This window comes from Acinetobacter sp. YH01022 (genome assembly GCF_013420235.1).
In the GTDB taxonomy this organism is placed as follows: Bacteria; Pseudomonadota; Gammaproteobacteria; order Pseudomonadales; family Moraxellaceae; genus Acinetobacter.
In genome coordinates this window covers 24034-49294 of record NZ_VOYP01000013.1, presented here as the reverse complement: position 1 = coordinate 49294, position 25261 = coordinate 24034, and the positions used below count along the sequence as shown (strand labels likewise).

The window sequence follows — 25261 nt, the reverse complement described above, 5'->3', positions numbered from 1 at the left end:
ATAACAGATATTTAAAGCCACTTTACATATAGCTTAGTTTGTCGATATCAGGCATAATGCCCTACAACGTAGCGGTGCCTCATGATTGGGAAGGCTTTACTGTGCTTGGATTTTCTAAGTGAAAAATAAACATTTCCAATCATGCGACACTTTAATCGCTATCCCATATTAAATTAGGGAATGGGACTCTTCACCGAGGTTGTAAAATGAGACAAACAATTTTAGCTGTATTGTCTTTATCTGCGATGGCTGCACTCTTGACTGGGTGTGGTGGTGATTTAGTACTTCTGAACTCCAAAGGTCCAGTTGCTGAAGGTCAATCAAACCTCATGTTGACTGCGATTTACTTAATGCTATTGGTGGTTATTCCATCAGCGATTATGGCATTATGGTTCGGATGGAAATATCGCGCGTCGAATAAAGATGCAGACTATAAACCTACATGGGCACACTCTACTGCAATTGAAATTGTAGTCTGGGGTGTTCCTGTTATTATTATTGGTATTTTAGCTTGGTTAACTTGGTGGGGTTCCCACAAGTATGACCCATACCGTCCGCTAGAATCAGATAAAGCACCTTTAAATGTTCAGGTTATTGCTGAACAGTTTAAATGGATTTTTATCTATCCAGAACAAAACATTGCGACTGTTAACGAAATTCGTTTCCCAGAAAAAACTCCGGTTAGCCTGCGTTTAACTTCTAACTTCACAATGAACTCGTTCTTCATCCCTGCATTGTCTGGTCAGATTTATGCTATGGCGGGTATGCAAACTCACCTGAACTTCTTGGCAAATGAAACCAGTCCTGCTGAAGGCTTCCGCGGTTTCTCTTCTAACTATTCAGGTTATGGTTTCTCGCAAATGCGTTTCCGTGCACACTCTGTGACTGATGCTCAGTTTGCTGAATGGGTTGCTGCAGTTAAAGCGGGTAATGGTAATACCATTAATCCTCAAGCTGTTCAAAAAACAGTTTTAGATCAAGCTGAATTTGCAACCTTACGTGACGGTAACCGCTCTAAGCACCAAATCGAAGCAATCGTTGCGAAAGCGCAAACTCCTGAAGAGAAGGCTGCTGCTGAAGCGTTGAAGCCTTATCCGACTAAGCCACATCCAGTGACTTATTATTCTTCAGTAGAACCTAAACTGTTCGAATCTGTGATTAACAAATACATGAGTAATTACCACGGTGCTGATCACTCGGCAACTGCTGGTCATGAAGCTGCTGCTTCTGAAGCTCATGCAAATGTTGAACATGCGACTGCTTCTGTAGAGGAATAAGACATGAGCTTCTTAGGTAAGTTAGGTCCGGATGCAATCCCTCACGATCCAATCGTGCTGGTGACAGTTGCCATGATGGTCCTAGGCGGTCTTGCACTGTTTGCAGGTATCACCTATTTCAAAAAATGGGGCTATTTGTGGAACGAATGGTTCACATCTGTAGACCATAAAAAAATTGGTATCATGTATATCATTGTGTCGATTGTCATGCTTCTGCGTGGTTTTGCCGATGCGATCATGATGCGTCTTCAACAGTTCCTTGCAAAAGGTGGTGGTGAAGGTTACTTGCACCCAGAACATTACGATCAGATCTTTACTGCGCATGGCGTAATCATGATCTTCTTCGTAGCGATGGGTCTTGTGGTTGGTTTGATGAACATTTCTGTACCACTTCAAATCGGTGCACGTGATGTTGCCTTCCCGCTATTAAACTCTTTAAGCTTCTGGCTATTCGCTGGCGCTGCTGGTCTGGTAATGGCTTCTCTTGCTTTAGGTGAATTCGCTGCAACAGGTTGGATGGCTTATCCTCCTCTATCAGGTATCGAATATTCTCCTGGCGTAGGTGTAGACTACTACATTTGGGCACTGCAGATTTCAGGCTTGGGTACACTTTTAACTGGTGTTAACTTCTTCGTTACCATCATTAAAATGCGCGCGCCTGGCATGACCCTTATGGATATGCCTATTTTTACCTGGACATCTTTAGTTACTGTTGTACTTATCATTGCGACATTCCCAGTATTAACTGCGACTATTGCAATGTTGTCACTTGACCGTTACTTTGACTTCCACTTCTTTACAAATGACTTGGGTGGTAGCCCAATGTTATATGTAAACTTGATCTGGACTTGGGGTCACCCGGAAGTATATATCTTGGTATTACCAGCTTTTGGTATTTACTCGGAAGTTACTGCCGTATTCTGCCGCAAAGCTTTGTTCGGTTACAAATCAATGGTGTACGCTACTGTAGCAATTGGTGTTTTATCACTTGTTGTTTGGGTTCACCACTTCTTTACCATGGGTGCAGGTGCCAACGTTAACGCGTTCTTCGGTATCATGACCATGATTATTGCGATCCCGACTGGTGTGAAAATCTTCTCTTGGTTATTCACCATGTACAAGGGCCGCATTACCTATACAACACCAATGCTTTGGACACTTGGCTTCCTTGTGACTTTCGGTATCGGTGGTTTAACAGGCGTATTGATGGCAGTTCCACCAGCGGACTTCCTAGTACACAACTCTTTATTCCTTATCGCTCACTTCCATAACGTAATTATTGGTGGTGTAGTGTTTGCGATGTTCGCAGGTATCATCTTCTACTGGCCAAAAATGTTTGGCTGGCAGTTAAATGAAGCTTGGGGTAAAGCAGCATTCTGGTTCTGGTTCATCGGTTTCTATTTTGCGTTCATGCCACTTTATATCCTTGGTTTCATGGGTATGACTCGTCGTTTGAATACATTTGACAACCCTGAATGGGATCCATATGTAAATATTGCTTTAGTTGGTGCAGTTCTTATTGCACTGGGTATTGCATGTTTCGTTATGCAAATCGTGGTGGGTTTCTTGCAACGCGAGAAAAACATGGACGTTACTGGCGATATTTGGGATGGCCGTACGCTTGAATGGTCTACTTCTTCTCCAGCGCCGTTCTATAACTTTGCCTATCTTCCAAAGATCAACGGTATTGATACTTTCTGGACTGACAAAGAAAACGGTATTGCATACACTAAACCAACCAAGTATGAAGACATTCATATGCCAACCAACCGTGCGGCTGGTTTTGTTATCGCGATGTTCATTACTGTTATGGGCTTTGCTTTAATCTGGCACATCTGGTGGTTAGTAGCGATTACATTCGTTTCTGCGATCATTAGCTTCATCGTGTCTTCTTTCACCAAGAAAGTGGATTACTATGTTCCAGCTGCTGAAGTTGAACGCATCGAAAACGAACGTTATGCACAACTTGAAAAACACTTGAAGAAGGACTAAGACTATGGCTGAAGTACTTCATCACGATAACCACGGACACGATGAACATCATCATCACGATGATACTGACATCACGGTCTTTGGTTTCTGGTCTTACTTGATGAGTGACTTGATCCTATTCGGTACACTCTTCATCGCGTTTGCTGTATTAAGCAGTCACGTTCCAGTTGGTACTCCAAGTGCACGAGATCTTTTTGGTGAATCTCTCAGTTTCGTATTAACTGAAACATTCGCCCTCTTGATTTCGTCTGTAACGTTCGGCTTTGCTGTTCTTGCTGCCTACAAAAAAGACGTATCTAAAGTTCTTACTTGGCTTGCAATTACTTGGGTATTTGGTGCTTCGTTCATCGGCATGGAATTATATGAGTTCAATCATTTAGTTCATGCAGGTCATGGCCCTAGCACAAGTGCATTCTTATCTTCGTTCTTTACGCTGGTAGGTACACACGGTATTCACGTAACTTCTGGTTTGGTATGGATGATCGTGTTAATGGTTCAAATCAAGAAATATGGTTTGACTCTTCCAAACACTCGTCGTCTTGCATGCTTAAGCTTGTTCTGGCACTTCCTTGACATCGTTTGGATCTGTGTATTCAGCGTAGTTTACTTGATGGGAGTTCTCTAATGAGTCACGATCACAATTCAGCTGGTGCAGCACACGGTAACGTTAAACAATATACAGTTGGCTTTATCCTATCTATCATCCTGACCATCATTCCTTTCGGAATGGTGATGGCTGGTGGTTTTGGCCGTGGTATCTTGATTACCGTGATTGCAATTACTGCAGTTGCTCAGATTCTTGTACAGTTAATTTATTTCCTGCACATGAACTCTTCTTCAGAGCAACGCTGGAACGTTATTGCATTCGTTTATACGATTCTGACCATTGCCATCCTTTTGGTTGGTTCTGTATGGATCATGAACTACCTTCACTACAACATGATGATCTAAACTGGTTGTCATGCTGAAAAAGTATTTATTCCTGACTAAGCCAGGAATTCTCTTTGGTAACTTCGTTACCACTTTGGGTGGCTACTTTGTAGCTGCCCAAGGTTCTGTAGATTTCCTTCTTCTTCTCATTACCCTTCTCGGTACAACTCTGGTTGTAGCATCAGGTTGTGTAGTCAATAACATCATTGACCAAGACATCGACCAAAAGATGCAACGTACGCAAAATCGTGCGATGGTTAAAAAATCAGTTTCCGTTCCTGTTGCTTTGGTTTATTCCCTGGTACTTGGATTCGCTGGTTTTAGCATTTTGTGGTTTTGGGTCAATGAGTACGCTTTTTTATTTGCTGTTATTGGTTTTGTTGTATATGTTGGTTTTTACAGCTTATGGACAAAACGGACAACCATTCACCAAACCATTGTCGGTAGTATTTCCGGTGCGGCTCCACCTGTAATTGGTTATACCGCTGTTGCAAATCAGTTTGACATGGGTGCTTTACTTATTTTTATTGGGTATGCACTTTGGCAAATGCCTCACTCTTGGGCAATTGCAGTTTACCGCTTTGAAGATTACAAAAATGCAGGGATTCCAATTTTACCTGTAGCACGTTCAATTCATCGTACCAAGATTGAGTCACTCATCTACGTTGTATTGTTCTGTATCACCATGAATGGATTATTTGTTTATGGTTATACAAATTGGATTTATGTGGTCGTACTGAACCTTTTGTGTCTGTACTGGGTGTATTTGAGTATTCAGGGCTTTAAAGCTGAAAATGATCAGTTATGGGCAAAGCAATATTTCATGTTCTCTGTCAAATTAATCACTGTCATCAGCCTGTTGTTTAGTTTCACTTCAACAGCCCCACAATTACCCATCATATTTTTTTAAAAGATAGAGTCCTGCTCTATCTTTTAATTAGATATGTCATACACTTTGCACCCTTCTCGTTATACTTTGTTTACTTTCCTTATTTTCAATAACAAACTTTTAGTAAGTAATTTCCTTTTCATCCTTATAATAAGCAAAATTTAGCTCAGCACTATTTTCAGTATTTTTGCTTTTTGCTCTCCTCAAACCTTGTATTTAGCCAGCAAAGGCTCTAAAATTCACGCTTCGCAATTTATGCGACACAACTTTAGTTGTGACTCCTTGCCTCTGCTTGTATTTGCAGAGGCTGTATAAACCGTAAGGAGCTGACAATGCGTCACTACGAAATCGTACTTTTGGTACATCCAGACCAAAGCGATCAAGTTGTGGGTATGGTAGAACGTTACCTAACTCACATCAAAGAAGCTGAAGGTCAAATTCACCGTTTAGAAGATTGGGGCCGTCGTCAATTGGCTTACCCAATTAACAAAATTCACAAAGCTCACTACATTTTAATGAACGTTGAATGTGGTCAAGCTACGCTTAATGAATTAGAAGAATTGTTCCGTTATAACGATGCAATCCTTCGTAATGTTATTATTCGTCGTGAACACGCTATCACTGAAGAGTCTTTACTTGCTAAGAGTGCTGAAGAAAAACGTGCGCGTAAAGCTCAACGTGAAGAAGCACAACAAGCTCAAGACTCTGCTGAAGCATAAGGAGAACATTACATGGCACGTTTTTACCGTCGTCGCAAGTTCTGCCGCTTTACAGCTGAGAACGTTACGTACATCGACTACAAAGATATCGATACTTTGAAACAGTACATCACTGAAAACGGCAAGATTGTTCCTAGCCGTATTACAGGTACTAAAGCTCGTTACCAACGTCAATTGGCGCTTGCTATCAAACAAGCTCGCTACTTAGCGTTGATCCCTTACACTGACAATCATAAGTGAGGTTGAGCTGTGGATATTATCTTATTACAACGCATTAAAAACCTTGGTAAACTAGGCGATAAAGTATCAGTTAAAGCTGGTTACGGCCGTAACTTCCTTATCCCTCAGGGTAAAGCAGTTGCAGCGACTGAAGCGAACACTGCTGCTTTTGAAGCTCGTCGTGCTGAACTTGAGAAAGCTGAAGCTGACGTTTTAGCTGCTGCTCAAGCACGTGCTGACCAATTGAACGAAGTTAACATCGTAATCACTGCTAAAGCTGGTGACGAAGGTAAACTATTCGGTTCTATCGGTACTCGTGACATCGCTGACGCTTTAACTAATGCAGGTCTTGAAGTTGACCGTGCAGAAGTTCGTTTACCAAACGGTGCGCTTCGTCACACTGGTGAATTCAACATCGCAATCCAATTGCATCATGATGTTATTGCTGAAGTTCTCGTTACTATCGTATCTGAGTAATTTCTTGCAAGAAAAAGAGCATGCTTTTGCATGCTCTTTTTTTATCTCTAAAAATAGTCAAAATAGTTGAATTAACCCTTATATAGACCTTGTTCACTTCATTTATTTTGACTGTTTTTAGATACTTAAATAAATGAAATTTTCGATTCGCATTTTTTTTAAGAGCGCGTATCATCTGTTTATACGAAGATAATACCTTTTTTATTCTTCGGCATTTTTTTCAAATTACTCATTTATTGCATTTAAAATTAGGGTTTTATATGTCACAGGCGAATGCCAGCGCTATGCTTAACTCAGTTAAAGTAGATAATAAAGCAAATGAGTCAGGCCAACTTAAAGAGTTTCGTACACCTCCGCATAACTTGGCAATTGAACAAGCTGTTCTTGCCGCGCTGATGACGGTCGCAGAATCTTTTGAGCAAGTCGGTGATGTATTAAGTGAAAACGATTTCTACGCCACACGTCATAAATATATTTTCCGTGCCATTGAAAAATTAGCCCAGGAAAACTCGCCTTATGATGCCGTATTGGTCAACGACTGGCTGATTAAACAGAATCTACTTGAAGCTGTGGGTGGCGAAGAATATTTAATGCAATTGATGGCAGATTCACCTTCTAGCTTTTATAACCTGGAAACTTATGCCAATAAAATTAAAGAATTTTCAACATTACGCAGCATGATTAAAGTCAGCTCTGAAATTCTACAGAATGCTTACGACACCAAAGGTCGTAGTGTGAGTGAAATTCTGGATCTAGCTGAAACTAACATCTTCTCCATTGCTGAACAGCATAACAACAATGCCAAAGCCCAAGGCCCAAAACCGATCAATGCGGTAGTCGCCGATGTTTTTGATAAGTTGAATGAACTTTCCCAAATGGAAGGCAACATTACCGGTTTAACATCAGGTTTCGTGGAACTGGATAATAAAACTTCAGGTATGCAGGCTGGTGATTTGATTATTGTGGCTGCACGTCCATCTATGGGTAAAACCACTTTCGCCATGAACCTGGTGGAAAGTGTGCTGTTTAACTGTGACTTGCCTGCCTTGGTTTTCTCTATGGAGATGCCCGCAGATTCGATTGCCATGCGTCTGATTTCTGCTTACGGTAAAGTCCACCAGGGTCATCTGCGTGCCGGTAAACTGGATGGCGATGAATGGTCTAAAGTCACCGGTACCATTTTACAGCTACAGGAAAAACATCTGTACATCGATGATTCTTCTGCCCTGCCTCCGACGGAATTACGTGCCCGTGCCCGTCGTATTGCCAAACAGCATGGCGGAAAAATTGGCTGCATCATGGTCGATTACCTTCAGCTCATGAAAGTACCCGGTATGGGTGACAACCGTGTCGGCGAGATTTCAGAAATTTCCCGCAGCTTAAAAGCCTTGGCTAAAGAGATGAACTGTCCTGTCATTGCACTTTCTCAGCTGAACCGCTCACTGGAAAACCGTCCAAATAAACGTCCGGTGATGTCCGACTTACGTGAATCTGGTGCGATCGAGCAGGATGCCGACTTGATCATGTTCATTTACCGTGACGAAGTGTATAACAAGGAATCCAAAGAAGCCGGTACTGCCGAGATTATTATCGGCAAGCAGCGTAACGGACCGATCGGTACGGTTCGTCTTGCTTTTGAAGGTCAATACACGCGCTTTAGCAATCTCTCACCTGAGTTCTACGCTCAATATGATGATGAAGAATAAGATATAAAAACGAGGTGCTGACCTCGTTTTTTTAAATTTATTTTTCTTGTACCATTGCTTTAATTCATCACTGCTACGTATTACATAAATTTTTTCTGTTTAATATTTGGTGAAAAATACACTTTAACTTAGTGTTTATTTTCAGTCATAGGACTACAATATCCCTCTCCATTTTGCTTAAGTTCCTCATTTTCAAGACTGAGGAATAGCATATCTATAATATTCTTATGTAGAGCTTATAAGCGATTTGATATAACAAATTGCTGTAATTTTTTATTGTAATCCCAAGGAGTGACGAGGGTGCGCCAAGCAACAGTTTATATTGATAGAGAAGCCCTTCAATATAATTTAAACCGTGTCAAACAACTTGCACCGACTGCTCAAATTGTCAGTATGGTCAAAGCCAATGCTTATGGACATGGAGTCAAAGACTGTTTAGCAGCCTTGGGTGAAACGGATGCTTTTGGTGTCGCCTGCCTGGAAGAGGCTTTAGAAATTCGTGAACTTGGCTATAAGCAACCGATTACCCTCATTGAAGGCATTTTTTCTGAAGATGAAATGCAGGTGGTGATAGAGAACAATATTGAATGTGTAGTGCATCATCAACAACAGTTAGACTTGTTACGCGCCCATAAAGCAGCTTATATTGGTAAAAAATTAAAAGTTTGGGTCAAGCTGAATAGCGGTATGAACCGTCTTGGTTTTAAAGTACCCGAAATTATTGAAGTAATTAATTCACTTAAAGCTGAGGGTTTTACTTGTGTACTGGCCATGCACTTTGCCAATGCCGATGCCAACCATCCTTTAAATGAACAACAAAAAAATCAGTTCCTGCAAGTGAAACAAGCTTGTGCGCCCGTGATGGGCTCTTGCTGTAATTCCGCTGCCATTTATAAATGGCCTGAACTGCATTTTGATTTTGTCCGCCCAGGAATCATGCTTTATGGTGCATCACCATTTGCAGATCAATCCGTCCATGATTTAGGACTTAAACCGGTCATGACTTTTACGGCTGAAATTATTGCCCTAAACCACATTCAGGCAGGTGAACATGTCGGTTATGGCTCCACCTTTACCGCTGACAAAGACATGGACCTCGCTATCGTTTCAATTGGTTATGGAGATGGCTACCCTCGTGCCTTCCCTAAACAGAACTATGTATCTATTAACGGTCAAGCGATCCGTGTGATTGGCCGCGTTGCCATGGACATGATTGCCATTGATGTGACCGGTATGGATGCTCCGCTTGGAACTGAAGTTGAACTCTGGGGTAAAAACCGTCTGGTTGATGATGTTGCCGAAGCCAATGGCACCATTGGTTATGAGCTACTCTGTCGTTTAAGTGCACGTCCTATAAGAAAATAATATTTTAAATCCCAATAAAAACCCAAGCTTGTACTTGGGTTTTTTACAATCTCATAACTGCTTATTACTCTAGATAATCATCAGTCGGGATTGGCAATTCCTGTAAGCCACGGCGCAAAGTATCTGACCACTGTTTACTGAGTTTCCAGAAATAGGGATCTTCTTCATAAATTCGTTTGCCATTCGGAATATGCAAAGAATCTTTTCTATACACGACCGTATCAAGTGGCATCCCTACAGAAACATTGGAACGCAAGGTAGAATCAAAAGAGATTAAACAACAGCGTACGGCTTCATCTAAAGGCATTTCATAAATTAAAGCCCGGTCGAGTATGGGCTTGCCATATTTACTTTCACCAATCTGAAAATACGGAGTATCTTCTGTGGCACAAATAAAATTGCCTTGCGGGTAAATATTATACAGTTGCATTTCTGACCCTTGAATCTGCCCACCCAACAAAATGCTGCAATAATAATTACTTTGTTCATGCGTGTGAGCATCTTCAACCACATCAGCAATCACTTTTTTCAAGGTGTGCCCCACCAGTTCCGCCATCTCAAACATAGTGTTGACACTATATAAGTTCGGTTCCTGTTTAAGTTCCAGATGGTTGTTTAAGTGACCAATCACTGCTTGAGTTGTGGCTAAATTCCCTGATGTCTGGATGGTTAAAAACCGTTCTCCTTCCACACCAAAGATATAGAGCTTGCGAAATACCGAGATGTGATCAACTCCGGCATTGGTACGGGTATCACTTACAAAAACCAGGCCGTCTTTTAACCGTAGCGCACAACAATAAGTCATTAGAAACTCCTTATGACTTTAAAATTTTCAGCAAGCGAGCACTTGAACAATAGAGCTCATGGATTCAATACCTCCACGCTCTCGTATACCTCGCACTGGCGCAACATCCCAGTAATCCCGGCCTATGGCGACATATATATGTGCATTAGGCGTAAATAACTGGTTGCTGGTATCAAAACAATACCACGTATTTTCAAAAAAAACCTCTGCCCAAGCGTGACTAGCAAGATGAGAGGTATAGGGTACAAATAAATAACCTGATACATAACGTGCCGGCAAGCCTAAATATTTACACATGGCAATAAAGACATGGCTGTGATCCTGACATACCCCCTGTCGGCATTGAAAAGCCTCGATTGCAGAGGTATGAACCGAAGTTTGCTCAGGTGTATAAGGAATATAATTCAAGATAGCTTCAGACAGCACAATCAGGTTAGCCCGATTAATGCGGGGAACATAGCAATCTGCAAAACTTTTCATCTCTGCATTGCACAGCGTACTTGTGGTAGGCTGCAAAAATAATTGTGGATTGATGTCAGTAGCAACTCCAGATTGCGTATCAGGGTTAATCTCGACAATGCCCTGTGCCATGATGGTCATTTGGCTGTAGGGCTGTCGCTGCGAACTGGTAATCCAGATATTTTTAAAAGCATCACTTTTAATTTCTTTTAACCCCGGCACACTCACATCCCAACAATGTACCTGCTGGTGAGCATTGCTGCCTGGCGTCATTTTAATATACTGAATACTGTTGCAGACCTGATCACTATATTGATAATGCGTTTGGTGATTAATCATCAACTTCATACATCCACCTCAAACAGCTGTTGAATATGATCACTAAAGTGATAGAAATTCATACTATCCGGGTTTAATTTAAGCTGCTGCCAGGCAGCATCTAGCTTATCCCAGCCAATCTGAGTCAGCAGATCAACAATTTTATCAATATTATCTAAAGTTGTGTTTTGGTCCTGTTTTAGACGAATTTGTCTGTCCAATTGCTCAATATTCTGCCCCAAACTAAAAAACAGAAACACATCTGCCGATTCAGCCTCTATCACATCATGGCAATCTGCTGCCACGTCACATATATAGCTCGCATTCGCATGAGCATTTTTAATTAGCTGATTCAGCTCTGCATAGGTCTTGGCTGAAAGTATGCCACGCAAGTCCTGTATGTTGTCTTTGGCATATTGAAATTGTTGATGAAAAGACGACGGCTGTTCAGCATCCAGCAATAATGCATTGAGTGAACTCGCATCAAAAGCCGGCAAGCAAAAAGCATGGGCATATTGCAATGCCTCCTGATCTTCCACAAACGGAAACTGGCTACAGGTATATTGAATCCGGGTTAAATAACGACCTAACCAAAAAATGTGCTGAGCATTACTATTTAATAAAATCATGATTTCCTTCCCATGGTTAAAGGTCTATGAATGCAGATTATCGACAACCCAGGTGTCTTTAATGCCACCACCTTGTGAAGAATTCACCACCAGCGACCCTGCCTGCATGGCTACCCGTGTCAAGCCACCCGGTACAATCTCGGTTCGATATGGTGAGCTAAGGACGAATGGTCGCAAATCTATATGACGCTCTGCCACGCCAAAATCGGTTAAAGTCGGGCAAACTGATAAATCCAGTGTCGGCTGAGCAATATACAAATGCGGTGCCGCACTAATTTTGTCTCTAAAAGATTCAATCTGGCTGTTTGAGGCATGTGGGCCAATCAACATGCCATAACCACCTGAACCCTGTGCTTCTTTCACCACCAGTTGTTCCAGATTGGCTAAGACGTATTCCAGATCTTCACTTTCCCGACACAGATAAGTCGGTACATTTTTTAAGATGGCCTGCTCGCCCAGATAAAAATGGATCATTTTATCCACGTATGGATAGATCGATTTATCATCAGCCACTCCGGTACCCGGCGCGTTGGCAATCACCACATTGTGATTTAAATATGCTGACATTAAGCCAGGCACACCCAAGGTGCTATCCGGCAAAAAACATAAAGGATCGAGATATGCATCATCGACTCGCCGATAAATTACATCAACACGCTGTCTGCCACGAATCGTTTTGACATAAACCTTATCGTTCTCTACAAAAAGGTCACGTGATGTCACTAAAGGCACATCCATTTCCCTTGCCAGGAAGGAATGTTCATAATATGCGCTGTTATAACGACCCGGAGTCAAGACCACAATAAAAGGCTTATCTACATAGGCATTTTCAACAAGGATCTCTTTGAGTAACTGAGGATATTGTTCAATACCCAAAATGTTATTTTGCTGGAACAGCTGTGGCATTATTTTTTGGCTAATTTTCCGGCTTTCCAGCATATAAGACACACCGGATGGCGTTCTTAAATTATCTTCCAGTACATAAAATTCACCATGACGGTCACGGATAATATCGATCCCACTGATTTGACTGTAAATTTTTCCTTTCAGGTCATGTGCATACATATGTGGCTGATAAGCTTCATGAGCCAACACCTGCAACTCAGGCACAATATTGGCTTTTAAAATGTCCTGTTGATGATAAATATCGTGTAAAAATAAATTCAGCGCGCGTACCCTTTGCGCACAACCTAGGGACACCTTGTTCCATTGTTTTTTCTCAATGACACGCGGAATCAGATCATAGGGAATGGTTCGTTCAATTCCTTCAGATTCGCCATAGACGGTAAAAGTAATACCGTCATATAAAAAATGCTCCTTGGCGGTTTGGTTAAGCGACTTTAACTCTTCCAAGGTATGCTGTGATAACCAATGTTCTATCTTTTGGCAGGTTTCTCCGGACATGTTTCGATCATCAACCAGCTCATTAAAGAAATGTGATTTGAACTGTTGAAATAATGCATTTACCTTATTTTGTGGCTTTACTTGATTTACCGTAGTCACGCTACTATTAGTCTCGATATCACTGTGAGCAAAATTTTCTAATAAAGAAATTGAATTTGTATCTTGATTCTCTTTAAGCATACAAACCTCGTCATTGTTTTCTATTGTGATTAGACTCTAGCAACAAACATGCCAATCATTCTTTAAGTTATTGAGCTATGATGATTTTATGCATTCAACGGCATTTTTTGCATAAATCTGGAGCAAAATATGCAGAGTTACAGACACCCATGCTTGCGAAAATAATTCAGTTTTTTTATTGTGTTCATCATTTAATGGATATATAAACACTCTACTGGTTCTTTAATTTTAGTTATGTCTTCACAAGAAAAAGAAACGTCAAATAGCCTGTATCGTCAGTGGCAAATTTTATCTCGTCTTTCTACCGGGAAATGGATGGGCACCCGTGAATTACAGGAAATTTTACAGCGTGAAGGCATTGATATCAGCCTGCGTACCATTCAACGTGATTTAAATCAAATCTCGCTACGTTTTCCGATTGAAAGCAGTAAAACCGTGCCTCAAGGCTGGCGCTGGCGTTCAGATGCGCCTATTCAAAGTTTGCCGCATATGACCAGCTCGCAAGCAGTCACCTTTATGATGGTCGAAGAACATTTAAAACACCTGTTGCCGCCTAGCCTGATTGAAGAGATGAATCCATGGTTTGATCTGGCACGTCGCAGCTTGTCGACCCAAAACAATGTACGCCAATGGATTAACCGTGTGCGTATTGTCCCGGCGACTCAACCGCTGATTCCCCCTGTCGTCGACAAACTGGCACAACAGTCCATTTATGAAGGCTTGCTGCAAGATAAACAGCTGGAATGTGTTTACCAGGGACGCAGCCATTCTGGCGAAGAAAAAACCTATATTTTAAATCCCTTAGCGTTGGTACAAAAAGGTGCGATTATTTATTTGATTTGTACCCGCCATGATAAAACCGATATTCAGACCTTTGCCCTGCATCGTTTTAAATCGGCTGTGGTGCTAAATTCGCGCGCGATGCATCCAGTTAACTTTGATATTGATGCCTATATTGAATCCGGTGCCTTAGGCTTTAGGGTCGACTACAATAAACCGACCCAAAATGTGACATTAAAACTAACTATGACAGAAGAAGATGCACATTACTTTGATGAAAGCCAGCTCAGCACGGACCAGGTGATTGAAAAATTAGAGAATGGTTTGGCCCAAGTCACTGCAACCGTGCCTTTCACTTCACAACTGGCATGGTGGTTAAGGAGTTTTGGCAACAAGATTCAGCACATCGAGCCGATTGAAGTTTCCAATGCAGTTCGTCAAATCGGGGATGAATAAAAGCACTGAAATAAACAATAAAAAAAGTCCCAATCTTTGGGACTATAGAATATTTCTGCTTGGATCTATTTTTAGTATTGTCTGGTAAGCTTCTAGAACATCAAGCTTTATTTTCTCACCCCGACACAAAGCTTGATGGTGACGGATTTTACACATGGAGAAAAACATATTGTGCTCTACTAGCACGCCAGTTCTCCACTATTATAGCGAATGGATTTCATCGTCATATAAATTACCTCTGTGGCTTAGATAAAACCAATGTAATTCAAACTCTCCGCTTTGTGAAAGCATAAGATCAGCAGTGTTAATCTGATTATTGATTAAGCATTTATTCTGAATTTCTATTTCCATGTGTTTATATACTCTTATGTAGTGTTCAGTCCAACTTTCATTCAATTCAAGAATACCTATACTCAACCTTAACAGCTGAGATTTACTCTTAGCTCCTTTTAGTGGTTTTACAAATCAGAACTTGTACAGTGTACATAAAATAGGCAAATTCATATTATGAACCATTTGATGGAAACATGAAAATGCCAGTTCCAGCCCAAGCCGTCAGACATAGACTTTTAAATACTTTTTTCTCACGATACTCGGTCTGGTTTAGCTGTATTTTTATTACCTTAACAATTAGCTGGTTTAGAATTATCTATGAACCTCAATCTATTCATTATTTTCTTTCCGATCCCTTTCTGAATTCTTTATGGCTGATTTCAGGAATCCTGACCCTTGTTGGTGTATATGATATCTTGCAAAATCAGCATTCAATCCTGAAAAATTATCCCATCATTGGACATTTTCGCTTTATTTTTGAAGAGTTTCGTCCTGAAATCCGGCAATATTTTATTGAAGACGATCAGGATGCCCTGCCTTTTTCACGGATGCAACGCAGTCTGGTTTATCAACGTGCCAAGAATAAAAATGCCGATAAACCGTTTGGCTCCCTGATTGATGTCTATCAGCAAGATTACCGTTTTATTACCCATTCCATTACACCATGCAAACCTGCCGATCCTGAAAGCTTCCGTATTCAAATCGGCAATCATCAATGTCGACAGCCCTATAGCGCCTCCATTATGAATATCTCCGCCCTGAGTTTTGGCAGCCTGAGCGCCAATGCGATTCGGGCGTTGAATCTGGGGGCGAAAATGGGCAATTTTTACCATGATACGGGTGAAGGCAGTATCAGCCCTTATCATCTGGAAAATGGTGGGGATATCGTGTGGGAACTGGGTAGTGCCTACTTTGGCTGCCGTACTCTGGAGGGTCAGTTCGATCCGGAAAAATTTACCAAGCAAGCACGATTACCGCAAATCAAGATGATAGAAATCAAGCTGTCTCAAGGGGCAAACCCGGGTCATGGAGGAATTTTACCCAAAAGCAAAATTTCAGAAGAAATTGCCCAGATACGCGGAGTGAGCCGGGAACATGATTGCGTATCCCCAGCACAACATTCTACATTTAGCACTCCGATTGAAATGATGCATTTTATACAGCAACTGCGTGAACTGTCTGGCGGTAAACCGGTGGGCTTTAAACTCTGTATTGGCCAGCCCTGGCAATTCATGAGTATTGTCAAAGCCATGCTTGAAACTCAAATTGTGCCGGACTTTATTGTGGTAGATGGCTCTGAAGGTGGTAGTGGTGCCGCCCCGATTGAACTGATTGACCACGTGGGTACGCCTTTACGTGAAGGTTTACTGTTTGTCCATAACACCTTGGTCGGTGCAGGTTTAAGAAATCGAATCAAGATAGGAGCAAGCGGCAAAATTATCAGTGCATTTGACATTGCTAGTACCATGGCAATTGGGGCAGACTGGGTCAATTCAGCACGTGGCTTTATGTTTGCCGTAGGCTGTATTCAGGCACAAAGTTGTCATACCAACCAATGCCCGGTTGGTGTTACCACCCAAGACCAGGAACGGCAAAAAGCCCTGCATGTTCCCAGCAAGGCAGTTCGTGTTTTGAATTTTCAAAAAAATACCCTGCGTGCCTTATCCGAAATGATTGCAGTCGCAGGCTTAAAACATCCAGCGGATATCAAGCCGCATCATTTAGCCCAGCGCATTAATGACCGGGAAATTAAGAACTATGCCCAGTTACACTTCTGGTTAAAAGAAGGTGAATTACTCAACTGCAAAGCTGAGGATACTGAAAACTTCTATTATCGCATCTGGAATTTAGCCCATGCGGATCGATTTTAATCACGGCACAAATTCAGAGAGACTTATTTAAAAAATAAAGAGGCCCATCTGGCCTCTTTGACGTATTGATGCAATCGAAAATCAATAATAACCAGATGAACTTTGAGCATGTAAAAAAGCTGGAATCAAACCGGTTAAGGCAGCACGAATATCGGCACGTTCATTGATCAACTGATGTGACCCTTCTTCCAGCATCAATAAGGTCTGTAAACGGAACTTGCGACGAATAAACTCAATATTATAGCGCCAGTCCACCGTCTGGTCCTGTGCTCCCTGTGCCAGCCAAACGGGAATTCGGCAAGCAGGACGCGCTTCCATTTCCTGCATCCATTTTGACATAGCCAGAATCCAGTCCATTCCCATCATACGGGGCTGTAACGGATCTTTTAAACGGACAAAACGTAGAAATTCAGGATTGTGATTATTACGTCTAAAATGCCGTGGTACCTGACGCTTAATCCGTCGGATAATACCCAGACCAACAGAATTATGCCACCACGCCGACTTGGCTGGTCGAAGCAGCGGTGAAAGCAATAATACACGGTCTACATAGGGATTTTCACGACGCTGGGCAAATTCCAGCAAATGATGCATCCAGATAGCACCACCGGTACTCTGACCGATGCCTAACCAGGGTTTCGGTAATTGCTCGGCATTTTTAATGTAGTGATAAACAGCATGTAATACCTGCTGGTAATGATCAAAATTCTTGATATTTGCCGGCGAACCGTCACTGAGGCCATGACCGGGCAAATCATAGGTAATGACACTAAAACCCTGTTCCAGCAATTCACGAATAATCGGCTGGTAAATCCCGCTATGTTCCAGATAGCCGTGCAGTAAAAATACCGTGCCTCGTATTTTCGGTAAGGCATTTTTTTCCAGATTCGGTTGAAATACCTGTACATGCAGTTTAAACAAAGGCATTTGTACATAACCTTGCCAATGCTCACAGTCCAGCAAATGCAAACCATATAACTTGCGATAGGCCTGAATTTCGACTGAAGGGTGATAAGGCTGGTTCAGATTCAATGCTTCAAGTAATTGAGGTGTGGTTTCACGACTTGGAACGGGTAAATCCAGCCGTTTTAAAATGGCAGGATTTAAAAATGGAATATCAGGCATTAAGGTACCTCTCGGCAATCACTGGAACCAAACCAGATATCACGAATAGTGGCTAACATTTCATAATTGGCACGGCGACTATGATCATAATTCTGTTCACTTGGACGCCACCGGGTCAATTGAGTCGGCATGGGTGCTTCTACGGGTACAGTTTCAATACCATTTAAGGCAAATAAACGACGGGTCCGCGGCATATGATAACGGTCGGTAATCAAAATCACCCGTGGCGCTCCACCTTTTTTTTGCAATAGCAATGAGCTAAAACGCGAATTTTCACAGGTATTCATGCTGCGGTCTTCCAGCAGTTTCGCATCGACATTATATGCTTTTAACCAGCGCTGCATATACGGTGCTTCAACACCACTCAGCACAATCGGTAAACGGTACTGTTGTTCTATTTCTAAGGTTTTTTCCAGGCGCAGACGGGTATATTTGTTTACCACAATATCCTTGCTATTTTTATCTAGCGTCAGCCCACCTCCCAAGACCACAATCGCATAAGGTTTAGAGCTTTGAGGCTGTGCTTGTTCATTTTGCTCATGAATCAGGGCAATATCCTGATAAATGCTTTCGTCTACCGGTTCTTCAGCGACCTTTTCCGGTTCTATTTCATGCGTGCGCAGAAAATCCAGATATTTTTCCATTAAGGCTTTATTTTCAGTACTGTTCAAATCCAGCAAGTCTTTAACGGTTTGAGTTGGATCTTCTGCTTCAGAGGCAGCTTCGACCGGATTTGCCAGCAGCGGAATTTGCGGTTTGTCCTGTTGTTCTTTTTCCTGGAGTTGTGCATCTTCAATCGTTTGTTGCAAGGCTTTATAACGCGCTTGAATCAATACCAGATCCTGTGAATTATGGCTTTGTATCGCCTCTTCCATCAATTTCAGATAGGCTTGACGGGCAATCCAGACTTTAGAACCAGGTTCCAGATCTTCATGTTCACTTAAAGCTGCCATTTGCTGGCTTTTTGCCGCGACCTGATTCACTTCTACAGGCACAAAACTGTTTAATGCACTCACCACCCAACCAGAATAAAAGGGTGAATAAAGCAAAACCATGAAACAGCCGAACAGTACAAATAGCACTGAAGCAATTTGTACCAGTCGAACCATCCAATGTGATTTCGCCATTGTCTTTTATTCCATATGTGAACGAATTAAGCCTGTTTCATCAAACAAGACTGGTTCTGGTTCTAACAAAATATCAAATTTTTGCTGCACATCGTGTTGTACAGCATGATAGGTGGTCTGAACATCTGCCAGATTGGCCTGATCATAATTGACCAGTACCAAAGCTTGCTTATGGAACATACCCACCACACCCAGTCTTTTACCCTTCCAGCCGGATTGATCGATCAACCAACCTGCTGCAATTTTAACCCCACCTTTGGCCTGAGGGTAATGGGGCAAATTCGGAAATGTCTGTACTAAATGGTCAAAAAGCTGTTCTGAAATAATCGGATTTTTGAAGAAACTTCCCACATTAGGATATTCTTTTGGATCTGGCAATTTGCTTTGACGAATCTGAATAACTTGTTTTTGCAGGTTTTCAGCAGTCTGTTCCTCTCCCACAGCTTGTTTAAGATCCCCATAATTCAACATTAAATGGGCTTGCTTAAGCAACTTAAAAGTCACATGAGTAATCACAAAACGGTTCGGGTCGTCTTTAAAAATACTGTGCCGATAGGAAAAATCACAATCTTGAGCCAGAATGGTGCTGAATTGTTCCAGCTGACGGTCATAAACTTGAACCGACTCGATGAACTCGCCCGCTTCTACTCCATAGGCACCAATATTCTGTACCGGAGATGCACCGACCAAACCTGGAATAAGTGCCAGATTCTGCAGGCCATATAAATGATTTTCTGTAGTCCAGAGTACGAAATCATGCCAGACCTGACCTGCACCCACGCGAATGGTTTTGCTGTAATCATCTTCAGTCACATATTCAATGCCTTGAATATCCATATGAATCACAAGCGCATGGATTTTTTCCGGCAAAAGCATGTTGCTGCCACCGGAGAGAATCAAAACATTTAACTGCTGTTGCTTAGCATAATTTAAAGCATCCACCAATTCAGCTGTGGACTGAACTTTGCAGTAATGCGATGTGGTTGCATCAAGACTTAAGGTATTAAAAGGCTTAAGTTGAATTTGAGTTTGAATATTCATGTGCTTAAACCTTTATTTCACATCGATCTGTTGTTTGAACTGCTGTTTAAAAATGCTGCCCCAAGCCAAGCTGCTCGATTCACACTGATCGAGTACACGCTCAAACCCATTTGCTCCGCCATAATAAGGATCTGGCAACGCCTGTTTGGGATAAGTTTGATCGTATTCACTCATCAATGCAATTTTTGCCCGAATCTGGCGGGCCGCATATGCGGTTTGAGTCTGTTTTAAAAGCATTTGAATATTGAATAAATTTTCATGATCCATCGCCAGAATAAGATCAAATTCAAGAAAATCTTGCGCTTTTAACTGGCGCGCCCGTAACGATGATAAATCATAGCCCCGTTTTAAGGCATGTTTCTGGCTACGCTCATCTGGTGCTTTTCCGGGATGGTAATTACTGGTTCCTGCAGAGTCGATCATAATATTCAGTTGCTGTTTATCACAAAAATGTCTAAGAACAACTTCTGCCGTGGGGGAGCGACAAATATTTCCTAAACATACACATAACACCTTATAGGGCGTTTTGGATGACATAACAACCTCAATTACTGCTTTATTTTCAGGTGTCTTATGTTAAGTTATTTACAGGATGAATCCTATAGAACACTAAAACAATAATCTTGATTTTGATATCAAAAAGGAAGCAATAGATGAGCCATTTTCAATTTCAAACCGTCTCGAATATTATTTCAGGACTGGGCTCGATCTATGAGTTAAAGCCATTATTGCAACAACACGCTTGTAAAAAACTGTTGCTGGTCACCGATGCCGGCATCATTCAGCAGCAACTGCATATGCTGATTATTGAAATTTTAGAAACCATTCGACTGCCCTATGCAATTTATTCAAACGTTCAGTCCGATCCTCCTGAACATATTGTATTGGACGCCGTACAATTCGCCAAGAATGAAAAAGCAGACATCATCTTGGGTTTTGGTGGTGGCAGTTCGCTCGATGTCGCGAAAATCATTGCAATACTGGCCCATCCCGAACAGCAGCAAAGCTTGCAAGACTTATACGGGGTTAATAATGCCAAATCACCTCGACTACCTTTGCTTTTAGTCCCGACCACTGCCGGTACAGGTTCCGAAGTCACTCCCATCTCGATTGTCACTACAGCTGAAACCACCAAAACAGGCATCGTTGCTCCAGTTTTATTTGCCGATGTCGCCATTTTAGATGCGACTTTTACCCAAAACTTACCTGCACATATTACCGCGGCAACCGGTATTGATGCGATGGTGCATGCGATTGAAGCCTATACCTCAAAAATCAAAAAGAATCCCTATGCCGACATGTTAGCTAAACAGGCTTTAAGATTACTCAATAAAAATCTAAGTTTAGTCTTAGCAGATGGGCAGAATTTAGAAGCACGTCAAAATATGCTAGTTGGATCAATGCTCGCCGGACAGGCATTTGCCAATGCTCCTGTGGCAGCAATCCATGCACTGGCTTATCCCTTAGGCGGACATTTTCATATTTCACATGGCCATAGCAATGCTCTGGTTTTGACCGAAGTATTAAAATTCAATGCACCAAATGCCAAACAGTACTATGCCGAACTGATGTGCTGGTTGGACCCGAAAAGTACTGGCAGTACAGATGGTTTGTGTGATTTATTTATTGATCATATGCAAAATCACTTAGACCAAAGTGGCCTGATTTTAAAGCTGAAAGATTTAAATGTTCCTGAAAATATGCTGGATCAATTGGCAAGTGATGCGATGCTGCAAACCCGGCTGTTGCAAAATAACCCGCGTGACCTGATTCAACAGGATGCACGGGAAATTTACCAAGCTATTTATGCATAAATTTCTATTTATATTTGTGATAAAAACAGATTTAAGTGATATCAAAATAACCAAATAATGATTTATTACAGGTCATCCCATTTTATTGAGATGATCTATTTTTTCACTTGTATTTTTATGGACTTCACAGTAAAAACAAATGAAATCATCAAAACAACTATGCCAATGAAACAAATACCCAAACATCGTGCCGATTTTTCATACTTTTTACCTATTCAAACCCGCTGGTCGGATAATGATATTTATGGACACGTCAACAATGTGACTTATTACAGTTATTTTGATACAGCTGCCAATGCCTTACTGATTGAAAAGGCCGACTTTGATATTCGCTATTCGCCAGTCATTGGCTTGGTGGTCGATTCGGCATGTAGCTTTTTTCAGGAACTGTCTTATCCTGAAATCATTGAGGTCGGCGTAGCTATTTCGAAACTGGGAAATTCATCCGTACAATATGATTTAGCGATTTTTAAACAGGGTCATGAAGTGGCTTCTGCACAGGGTCATTTCGTACATGTATTTGTAGACCGACAGACACGAAAAAGCACCCCGATTCCAATTAAAATACGGGATGCTTTATATCTATATAATGTGAATGAATAAGCTTATTTGAGCTGGATATTCTGTATTTCACCCTCAAAGTTTTGCAGAAGCTCTTTGACCGCTGGTTCTGCATGCAGTAGCTCTGCCGCACGTGCATAGGCTTTTTCTTTACGCTCACTTTGCATGCTATACGGCGTTGTGGTTTCTACATCTGCATAATGAACCTGAAAATGAGTACTCGACCATTCTGTTTTTAATGCCTGCTCCAAGGCATGCTGCAACTGGGTCAACAGAGCTTCATATTGTTTTGGAATATGGAAGATTGAATCACCATTAATTTGCCCCGTCATCACGCCATGTTGAGCCAATTCTTGGACTGCCGGTGAAAGATCACTGTTACGGAACCAATACTCCCATTTATCCACCGTCCACTCGCCTTCAAGAACTTGAGGCTTTAGTCTTAAAATATCTTGTGGCATCAGTTTCGAGGAAACATCTGACAGATTGCCTTGTACATCTTGATGTGCAGGAACAGCCGGTTCAGCTGCCAAATCAAATAATGAATCTTGTGCTGTTTCTTCTATAGGTTGCTGAACTTGCACCTGAACTTCCGCTGGAGCTTTGACAGGCGTTGATTGATTGGCTGCTAAAGGTACTAAGGGTACTAGTTCATCAAACAGAAAGTCATCACTGCTTGCTTCATCAGTTGTATTGCTGAGCGCTTCCGGCTCATCGTCAAAGCCAAATAATGCATCGTCACTGGATGGATCGAAGATAATTTTTTCTGACTGTGCTTGATCCGGATTTAATGGTGAATCTGGTAATTTAGATAGCACTTCAGCTTCTACTGTTTCGAGTTCCAGGAAATCATCCGAACTTGGTTCATCTACAGAAACAGATTGAGCTGTAACTTCATTAAATGGGTCATCATCATACTGAGCATCATCAAAATCATCATATACAGCTGCTGATTCAACAGGTGTGTCCTGTTCTACCATTATATTTTGAGATGCTTGCTGCTGAACCTCGTGTTGAATCGACTGTTGTACTACAGGCTGAACGCCCGGTGTAACAACTTGTTGTGCTTGCGATACTGGAACTTCATTGGGCTGTAATGGACGGAACGCCAATAAGCGCAATACGCACATTTCAAAGCCCTGCTCTTGCGTCACCGCCAGTTGCAGGTCAGCACGGCCTTTACAGGCCACCTGATAATACAATTGTAAATCTTGTGCTGAAATGCATTGAGATAACTGCATAATCTTTTGATTGATTTCAGCACTGTATTTCAAGCTCAGCTCAGGCAAATACTGCAATAATGCCAGCTCATGCAAGGTTGAAATCAATTGATCCAGAACCAGTGACACATCCAGCGCCTGTTGTCTAAATTGCATCAGCAATTCACTGACACGGGCTTTCTGGTTCTGATGAATGGCCAAGATCAAATCATAAATGATGGTACGGTCAATCAGACCCAGCATGTCTTTGACATCTTGATGCTGGATTGCGCCCTGACCATAGGCAATGGCCTGATCGGTTAAAGATAAGGCATCACGTAATGAACCCTGGGCAGATTCAGCAATTTGCCAGATGGCATCCTGTTCGGCTTTTATTTCTTCTTTGTTTAAGATACTGGTGAGATGTTCGGTAATTTCATCGACTGCTAGTGGACGCAAAGTAAATTGCAAGCAACGGGAAATAACGGTAATCGGTAATTTTTGTGGATCAGTCGTGGCAAAAAGGAATTTTACATGTTCTGGCGGTTCTTCAAGTGTTTTGAGCAGCGCATTAAAGGAATGCGTTGAGAGCATATGCACTTCATCGATCAAGTAAACCTTAAAACGACCTTGTGTAGGAGCATAGGGAACGTTATCCAACAATTCACGTGTATCTTCTACTTTTGTACGTGATGCCGCATCAATTTCGATTAAATCGATAAAACGGCCTTCATTCACCGCCTTACAGGTTGCACAGACCTCGCAAGGCGTTGAGGTCACGCCAGTTTCACAGTTCAGACATTTCGCCAAAATACGGGCAATGGTGGTTTTACCTACCCCGCGCGTCCCGGTAAACAAATACGCATGATGCAACCGACCACGTTCCAAGGCACTCGTCAGTGCGCGCGACACATGGTTTTGCCCCACCAATTCATTAAAATTACGTGGACGGTATTTTCGTGCAAGTACTTGATACATGTATGCTCCTTTTTACAGGTCTAAGCATACTGTTTTTTTATAAAATAGTGAAATAAATGGCGGAGGTATGAACAATAAAAATCTTCTATTCCACCGAAACAAAGACGAAATTTTTATTTATACATTCAATAAAATTAGCTTAGTTTTCACAAAAGAAAATCACTTTGCATCTGGTAGCTTTTACCGCTTTGATCTTCACGAATTTCAAGAACTTTTTCATCTAAATTTACATAGAGTAAATTACGCGTTGCCACATTGATCAGCTCAATTCTTTGCTTTGATTCATCTGTAAAACGCAGCTTACCTTTCAAGGTTTCGACTTCACTATGACCACTTAAACTTTCACGGGTTAAGGTATAGGTTTGATCTTCATATAATGCCAAAGTCACAGCCATACCTGAACAATCTTCACAACGGGATAAACAGCTCATGCACGGTGTTGTACCCTCATATTCTCCTGCCCACGCTGCCAGTTGCTTTTGTGATTCTATAGATGCCTTACCTTGCGTATTCGATTGGTTGGCATCCTGACATCCCAATAATGCAGTACTTGCCAGCAAAGGAATTAACACGACATTTTTCATGAAATATCAACAGCAGCTAGAAT

Annotated in this window: 24 protein-coding genes; 14 read left to right on the top strand and 10 right to left on the bottom strand. The window is 41.7% G+C overall.

Features of this window, described 5'->3' with window-relative positions; genetic code table 11:
• Positions 1–206: 206 nt before the first annotated feature.
• The 10 genes from cyoA to alr all read left to right on the top strand — a co-directional run bounded on the left by cyoA (position 207) and on the right by alr (position 9574).
• A complete protein-coding gene (cyoA, locus tag FTT87_RS06615) occupies positions 207–1277 on the top strand; it encodes a ubiquinol oxidase subunit II (RefSeq protein ID WP_180082206.1) in 1071 nt (356 codons plus the stop codon).
• Positions 1278–1280: 3 nt separating this feature from the next.
• Entirely contained in the window at positions 1281–3269 is a 1989-nt protein-coding gene (gene cyoB / locus FTT87_RS06610; RefSeq protein ID WP_180082207.1) for a cytochrome o ubiquinol oxidase subunit I, read from the top strand.
• Positions 3270–3273: 4 nt separating this feature from the next.
• Complete coding sequence (cyoC, locus tag FTT87_RS06605) at positions 3274–3894, top strand: cytochrome o ubiquinol oxidase subunit III (RefSeq protein ID WP_086197270.1); 621 nt, start codon at positions 3274–3276, stop codon at positions 3892–3894.
• The gene (locus FTT87_RS06600; RefSeq protein ID WP_086197269.1) at positions 3894–4220 is read left to right on the top strand and encodes a cytochrome o ubiquinol oxidase subunit IV; all 327 of its coding nucleotides are present in this window, start codon (positions 3894–3896) and stop codon (positions 4218–4220) included. The genes cyoC and FTT87_RS06600 overlap by 1 nt, the downstream gene beginning before the upstream one ends.
• Before the next feature lie 10 nt (positions 4221–4230).
• Positions 4231–5109, top strand: a complete 879-nt coding sequence (gene cyoE / locus FTT87_RS06595) for a heme o synthase (RefSeq protein ID WP_180082208.1) — start codon at positions 4231–4233, stop codon at positions 5107–5109.
• A 311-nt stretch (positions 5110–5420) separates the two neighbouring features.
• Entirely contained in the window at positions 5421–5807 is a 387-nt protein-coding gene (gene rpsF / locus FTT87_RS06590) for a 30S ribosomal protein S6 (protein WP_086197267.1), read from the top strand.
• 12 nt (positions 5808–5819) lie between these two features.
• Complete coding sequence (gene rpsR / locus FTT87_RS06585) at positions 5820–6047, top strand: 30S ribosomal protein S18 (protein ID WP_004719336.1); 228 nt, start codon at positions 5820–5822, stop codon at positions 6045–6047.
• Between the two features lie 9 nt (positions 6048–6056).
• Entirely contained in the window at positions 6057–6503 is a 447-nt protein-coding gene (gene rplI, locus FTT87_RS06580) for a 50S ribosomal protein L9 (protein WP_086197266.1), read from the top strand.
• Between the two features lie 260 nt (positions 6504–6763).
• Entirely contained in the window at positions 6764–8209 is a 1446-nt protein-coding gene (dnaB, locus tag FTT87_RS06575) for a replicative DNA helicase (protein ID WP_086197265.1), read from the top strand.
• A gap of 300 nt (positions 8210–8509) precedes the next feature.
• A complete protein-coding gene (alr, locus tag FTT87_RS06570) occupies positions 8510–9574 on the top strand; it encodes an alanine racemase (RefSeq protein WP_180174570.1) in 1065 nt (354 codons plus the stop codon).
• A 64-nt stretch (positions 9575–9638) separates the two neighbouring features.
• On the opposite strand, the gene FTT87_RS06565 is transcribed toward alr, so the two are convergent.
• The 4 genes from FTT87_RS06565 to FTT87_RS06550 are packed head-to-tail and all read right to left on the bottom strand — an operon-like array spanning position 9639 to position 13369.
• Entirely contained in the window at positions 9639–10379 is a 741-nt protein-coding gene (locus FTT87_RS06565) for a proteasome-type protease (protein ID WP_086197263.1), read from the bottom strand.
• A gap of 27 nt (positions 10380–10406) precedes the next feature.
• Complete coding sequence (locus FTT87_RS06560; RefSeq protein ID WP_180174569.1) at positions 10407–11186, bottom strand: transglutaminase family protein; 780 nt, start codon at positions 11184–11186, stop codon at positions 10407–10409.
• A complete protein-coding gene (locus FTT87_RS06555) occupies positions 11183–11785 on the bottom strand; it encodes an alpha-E domain-containing protein (protein WP_180174568.1) in 603 nt (200 codons plus the stop codon). The genes FTT87_RS06560 and FTT87_RS06555 overlap by 4 nt, the downstream gene beginning before the upstream one ends.
• 24 nt (positions 11786–11809) lie before the next feature.
• The gene (locus FTT87_RS06550; RefSeq protein ID WP_180174567.1) at positions 11810–13369 is read right to left on the bottom strand and encodes a circularly permuted type 2 ATP-grasp protein; all 1560 of its coding nucleotides are present in this window, start codon (positions 13367–13369) and stop codon (positions 11810–11812) included.
• 234 nt (positions 13370–13603) lie between these two features.
• Here FTT87_RS06550 and FTT87_RS06545 point away from each other — a divergent pair, with 234 nt between their 5' ends.
• Positions 13604–14605, top strand: a complete 1002-nt coding sequence (locus tag FTT87_RS06545) for a YafY family protein (RefSeq protein WP_180042977.1) — start codon at positions 13604–13606, stop codon at positions 14603–14605.
• A 533-nt stretch (positions 14606–15138) separates the two neighbouring features.
• The gene (locus tag FTT87_RS06540; RefSeq protein WP_180174566.1) at positions 15139–16809 is read left to right on the top strand and encodes an FMN-binding glutamate synthase family protein; all 1671 of its coding nucleotides are present in this window, start codon (positions 15139–15141) and stop codon (positions 16807–16809) included.
• Positions 16810–16890: 81 nt separating this feature from the next.
• On the opposite strand, the gene FTT87_RS06535 is transcribed toward FTT87_RS06540, so the two are convergent.
• The 4 genes from FTT87_RS06535 to FTT87_RS06520 are packed head-to-tail and all read right to left on the bottom strand — an operon-like array spanning position 16891 to position 20639.
• Entirely contained in the window at positions 16891–17934 is a 1044-nt protein-coding gene (locus FTT87_RS06535) for an alpha/beta hydrolase (protein ID WP_180042975.1), read from the bottom strand.
• Positions 17934–19061, bottom strand: a complete 1128-nt coding sequence (locus FTT87_RS06530; protein WP_086195432.1) for an ElyC/SanA/YdcF family protein — start codon at positions 19059–19061, stop codon at positions 17934–17936. The genes FTT87_RS06535 and FTT87_RS06530 overlap by 1 nt, the downstream gene beginning before the upstream one ends.
• Before the next feature lie 6 nt (positions 19062–19067).
• Positions 19068–20102 carry a UDP-N-acetylmuramate dehydrogenase gene (murB, locus tag FTT87_RS06525; protein WP_180174565.1) on the bottom strand — a complete coding sequence of 345 codons (1035 nt, stop codon included), beginning with the start codon at positions 20100–20102 and terminating at the stop codon, positions 19068–19070.
• A gap of 12 nt (positions 20103–20114) precedes the next feature.
• Positions 20115–20639 (bottom strand): low molecular weight protein-tyrosine-phosphatase, encoded by a 525-nt coding sequence (locus tag FTT87_RS06520; protein ID WP_180042973.1) that lies wholly within the window; start codon positions 20637–20639, stop codon positions 20115–20117.
• Between the two features lie 116 nt (positions 20640–20755).
• Here FTT87_RS06520 and FTT87_RS06515 point away from each other — a divergent pair, with 116 nt between their 5' ends.
• Together FTT87_RS06515 and FTT87_RS06510 are read left to right on the top strand one after the other, a co-directional pair.
• Positions 20756–21916: an iron-containing alcohol dehydrogenase gene (locus FTT87_RS06515; protein ID WP_180080265.1), complete on the top strand. Its 1161-nt coding sequence runs from the start codon at positions 20756–20758 to the stop codon at positions 21914–21916.
• Between the two features lie 165 nt (positions 21917–22081).
• Positions 22082–22519 (top strand): thioesterase family protein, encoded by a 438-nt coding sequence (locus tag FTT87_RS06510; RefSeq protein WP_180042992.1) that lies wholly within the window; start codon positions 22082–22084, stop codon positions 22517–22519.
• 2 nt (positions 22520–22521) lie between these two features.
• On the opposite strand, the gene dnaX is transcribed toward FTT87_RS06510, so the two are convergent.
• Complete coding sequence (gene dnaX, locus FTT87_RS06505; protein ID WP_180174564.1) at positions 22522–24654, bottom strand: DNA polymerase III subunit gamma/tau; 2133 nt, start codon at positions 24652–24654, stop codon at positions 22522–22524.
• Positions 24655–24800: 146 nt separating this feature from the next.
• Positions 24801–25238, bottom strand: coding sequence for a copper resistance protein NlpE N-terminal domain-containing protein (locus tag FTT87_RS06500; RefSeq protein WP_180174563.1), 438 nt, complete (start codon positions 25236–25238; stop codon positions 24801–24803).
• Positions 25239–25261: the final 23 nt, after the last annotated feature.

Bases quoted from the DNA above. Each gene is read 5' to 3' on its own strand.
- FTT87_RS06535 (WP_180042975.1), bottom strand. From the start codon at position 17,934: ATGCCTGATATTCCATTTTTAAATCCTGCCATTTTAAAACGGCTGGAT.
- FTT87_RS06565 (WP_086197263.1), bottom strand. From the start codon at position 10,379: ATGACTTATTGTTGTGCGCTACGGTTAAAAGACGGCCTGGTTTTTGTA.
- FTT87_RS06520 (WP_180042973.1), bottom strand. From the start codon at position 20,639: ATGTCATCCAAAACGCCCTATAAGGTGTTATGTGTATGTTTAGGAAAT.
- cyoC (WP_086197270.1), top strand. From the start codon at position 3,274: ATGGCTGAAGTACTTCATCACGATAACCACGGACACGATGAACATCAT.
- cyoB (WP_180082207.1), top strand. From the start codon at position 1,281: ATGAGCTTCTTAGGTAAGTTAGGTCCGGATGCAATCCCTCACGATCCA.
- FTT87_RS06600 (WP_086197269.1), top strand. From the start codon at position 3,894: ATGAGTCACGATCACAATTCAGCTGGTGCAGCACACGGTAACGTTAAA.
- FTT87_RS06555 (WP_180174568.1), bottom strand. From the start codon at position 11,785: ATGATTTTATTAAATAGTAATGCTCAGCACATTTTTTGGTTAGGTCGT.
- murB (WP_180174565.1), bottom strand. From the start codon at position 20,102: ATGAATATTCAAACTCAAATTCAACTTAAGCCTTTTAATACCTTAAGT.
- FTT87_RS06510 (WP_180042992.1), top strand. From the start codon at position 22,082: ATGAAACAAATACCCAAACATCGTGCCGATTTTTCATACTTTTTACCT.
- FTT87_RS06530 (WP_086195432.1), bottom strand. From the start codon at position 19,061: ATGGCGAAATCACATTGGATGGTTCGACTGGTACAAATTGCTTCAGTG.
- FTT87_RS06515 (WP_180080265.1), top strand. From the start codon at position 20,756: ATGAGCCATTTTCAATTTCAAACCGTCTCGAATATTATTTCAGGACTG.
- FTT87_RS06560 (WP_180174569.1), bottom strand. From the start codon at position 11,186: ATGAAGTTGATGATTAATCACCAAACGCATTATCAATATAGTGATCAG.
- FTT87_RS06540 (WP_180174566.1), top strand. From the start codon at position 15,139: ATGCCAGTTCCAGCCCAAGCCGTCAGACATAGACTTTTAAATACTTTT.
- FTT87_RS06545 (WP_180042977.1), top strand. From the start codon at position 13,604: ATGTCTTCACAAGAAAAAGAAACGTCAAATAGCCTGTATCGTCAGTGG.
- FTT87_RS06500 (WP_180174563.1), bottom strand. From the start codon at position 25,238: ATGAAAAATGTCGTGTTAATTCCTTTGCTGGCAAGTACTGCATTATTG.
- FTT87_RS06550 (WP_180174567.1), bottom strand. From the start codon at position 13,369: ATGCTTAAAGAGAATCAAGATACAAATTCAATTTCTTTATTAGAAAAT.
- cyoE (WP_180082208.1), top strand. From the start codon at position 4,231: ATGCTGAAAAAGTATTTATTCCTGACTAAGCCAGGAATTCTCTTTGGT.
- dnaX (WP_180174564.1), bottom strand. From the start codon at position 24,654: ATGTATCAAGTACTTGCACGAAAATACCGTCCACGTAATTTTAATGAA.
- cyoA (WP_180082206.1), top strand. From the start codon at position 207: ATGAGACAAACAATTTTAGCTGTATTGTCTTTATCTGCGATGGCTGCA.
- dnaB (WP_086197265.1), top strand. From the start codon at position 6,764: ATGTCACAGGCGAATGCCAGCGCTATGCTTAACTCAGTTAAAGTAGAT.
- rpsR (WP_004719336.1), top strand. From the start codon at position 5,820: ATGGCACGTTTTTACCGTCGTCGCAAGTTCTGCCGCTTTACAGCTGAG.
- rpsF (WP_086197267.1), top strand. From the start codon at position 5,421: ATGCGTCACTACGAAATCGTACTTTTGGTACATCCAGACCAAAGCGAT.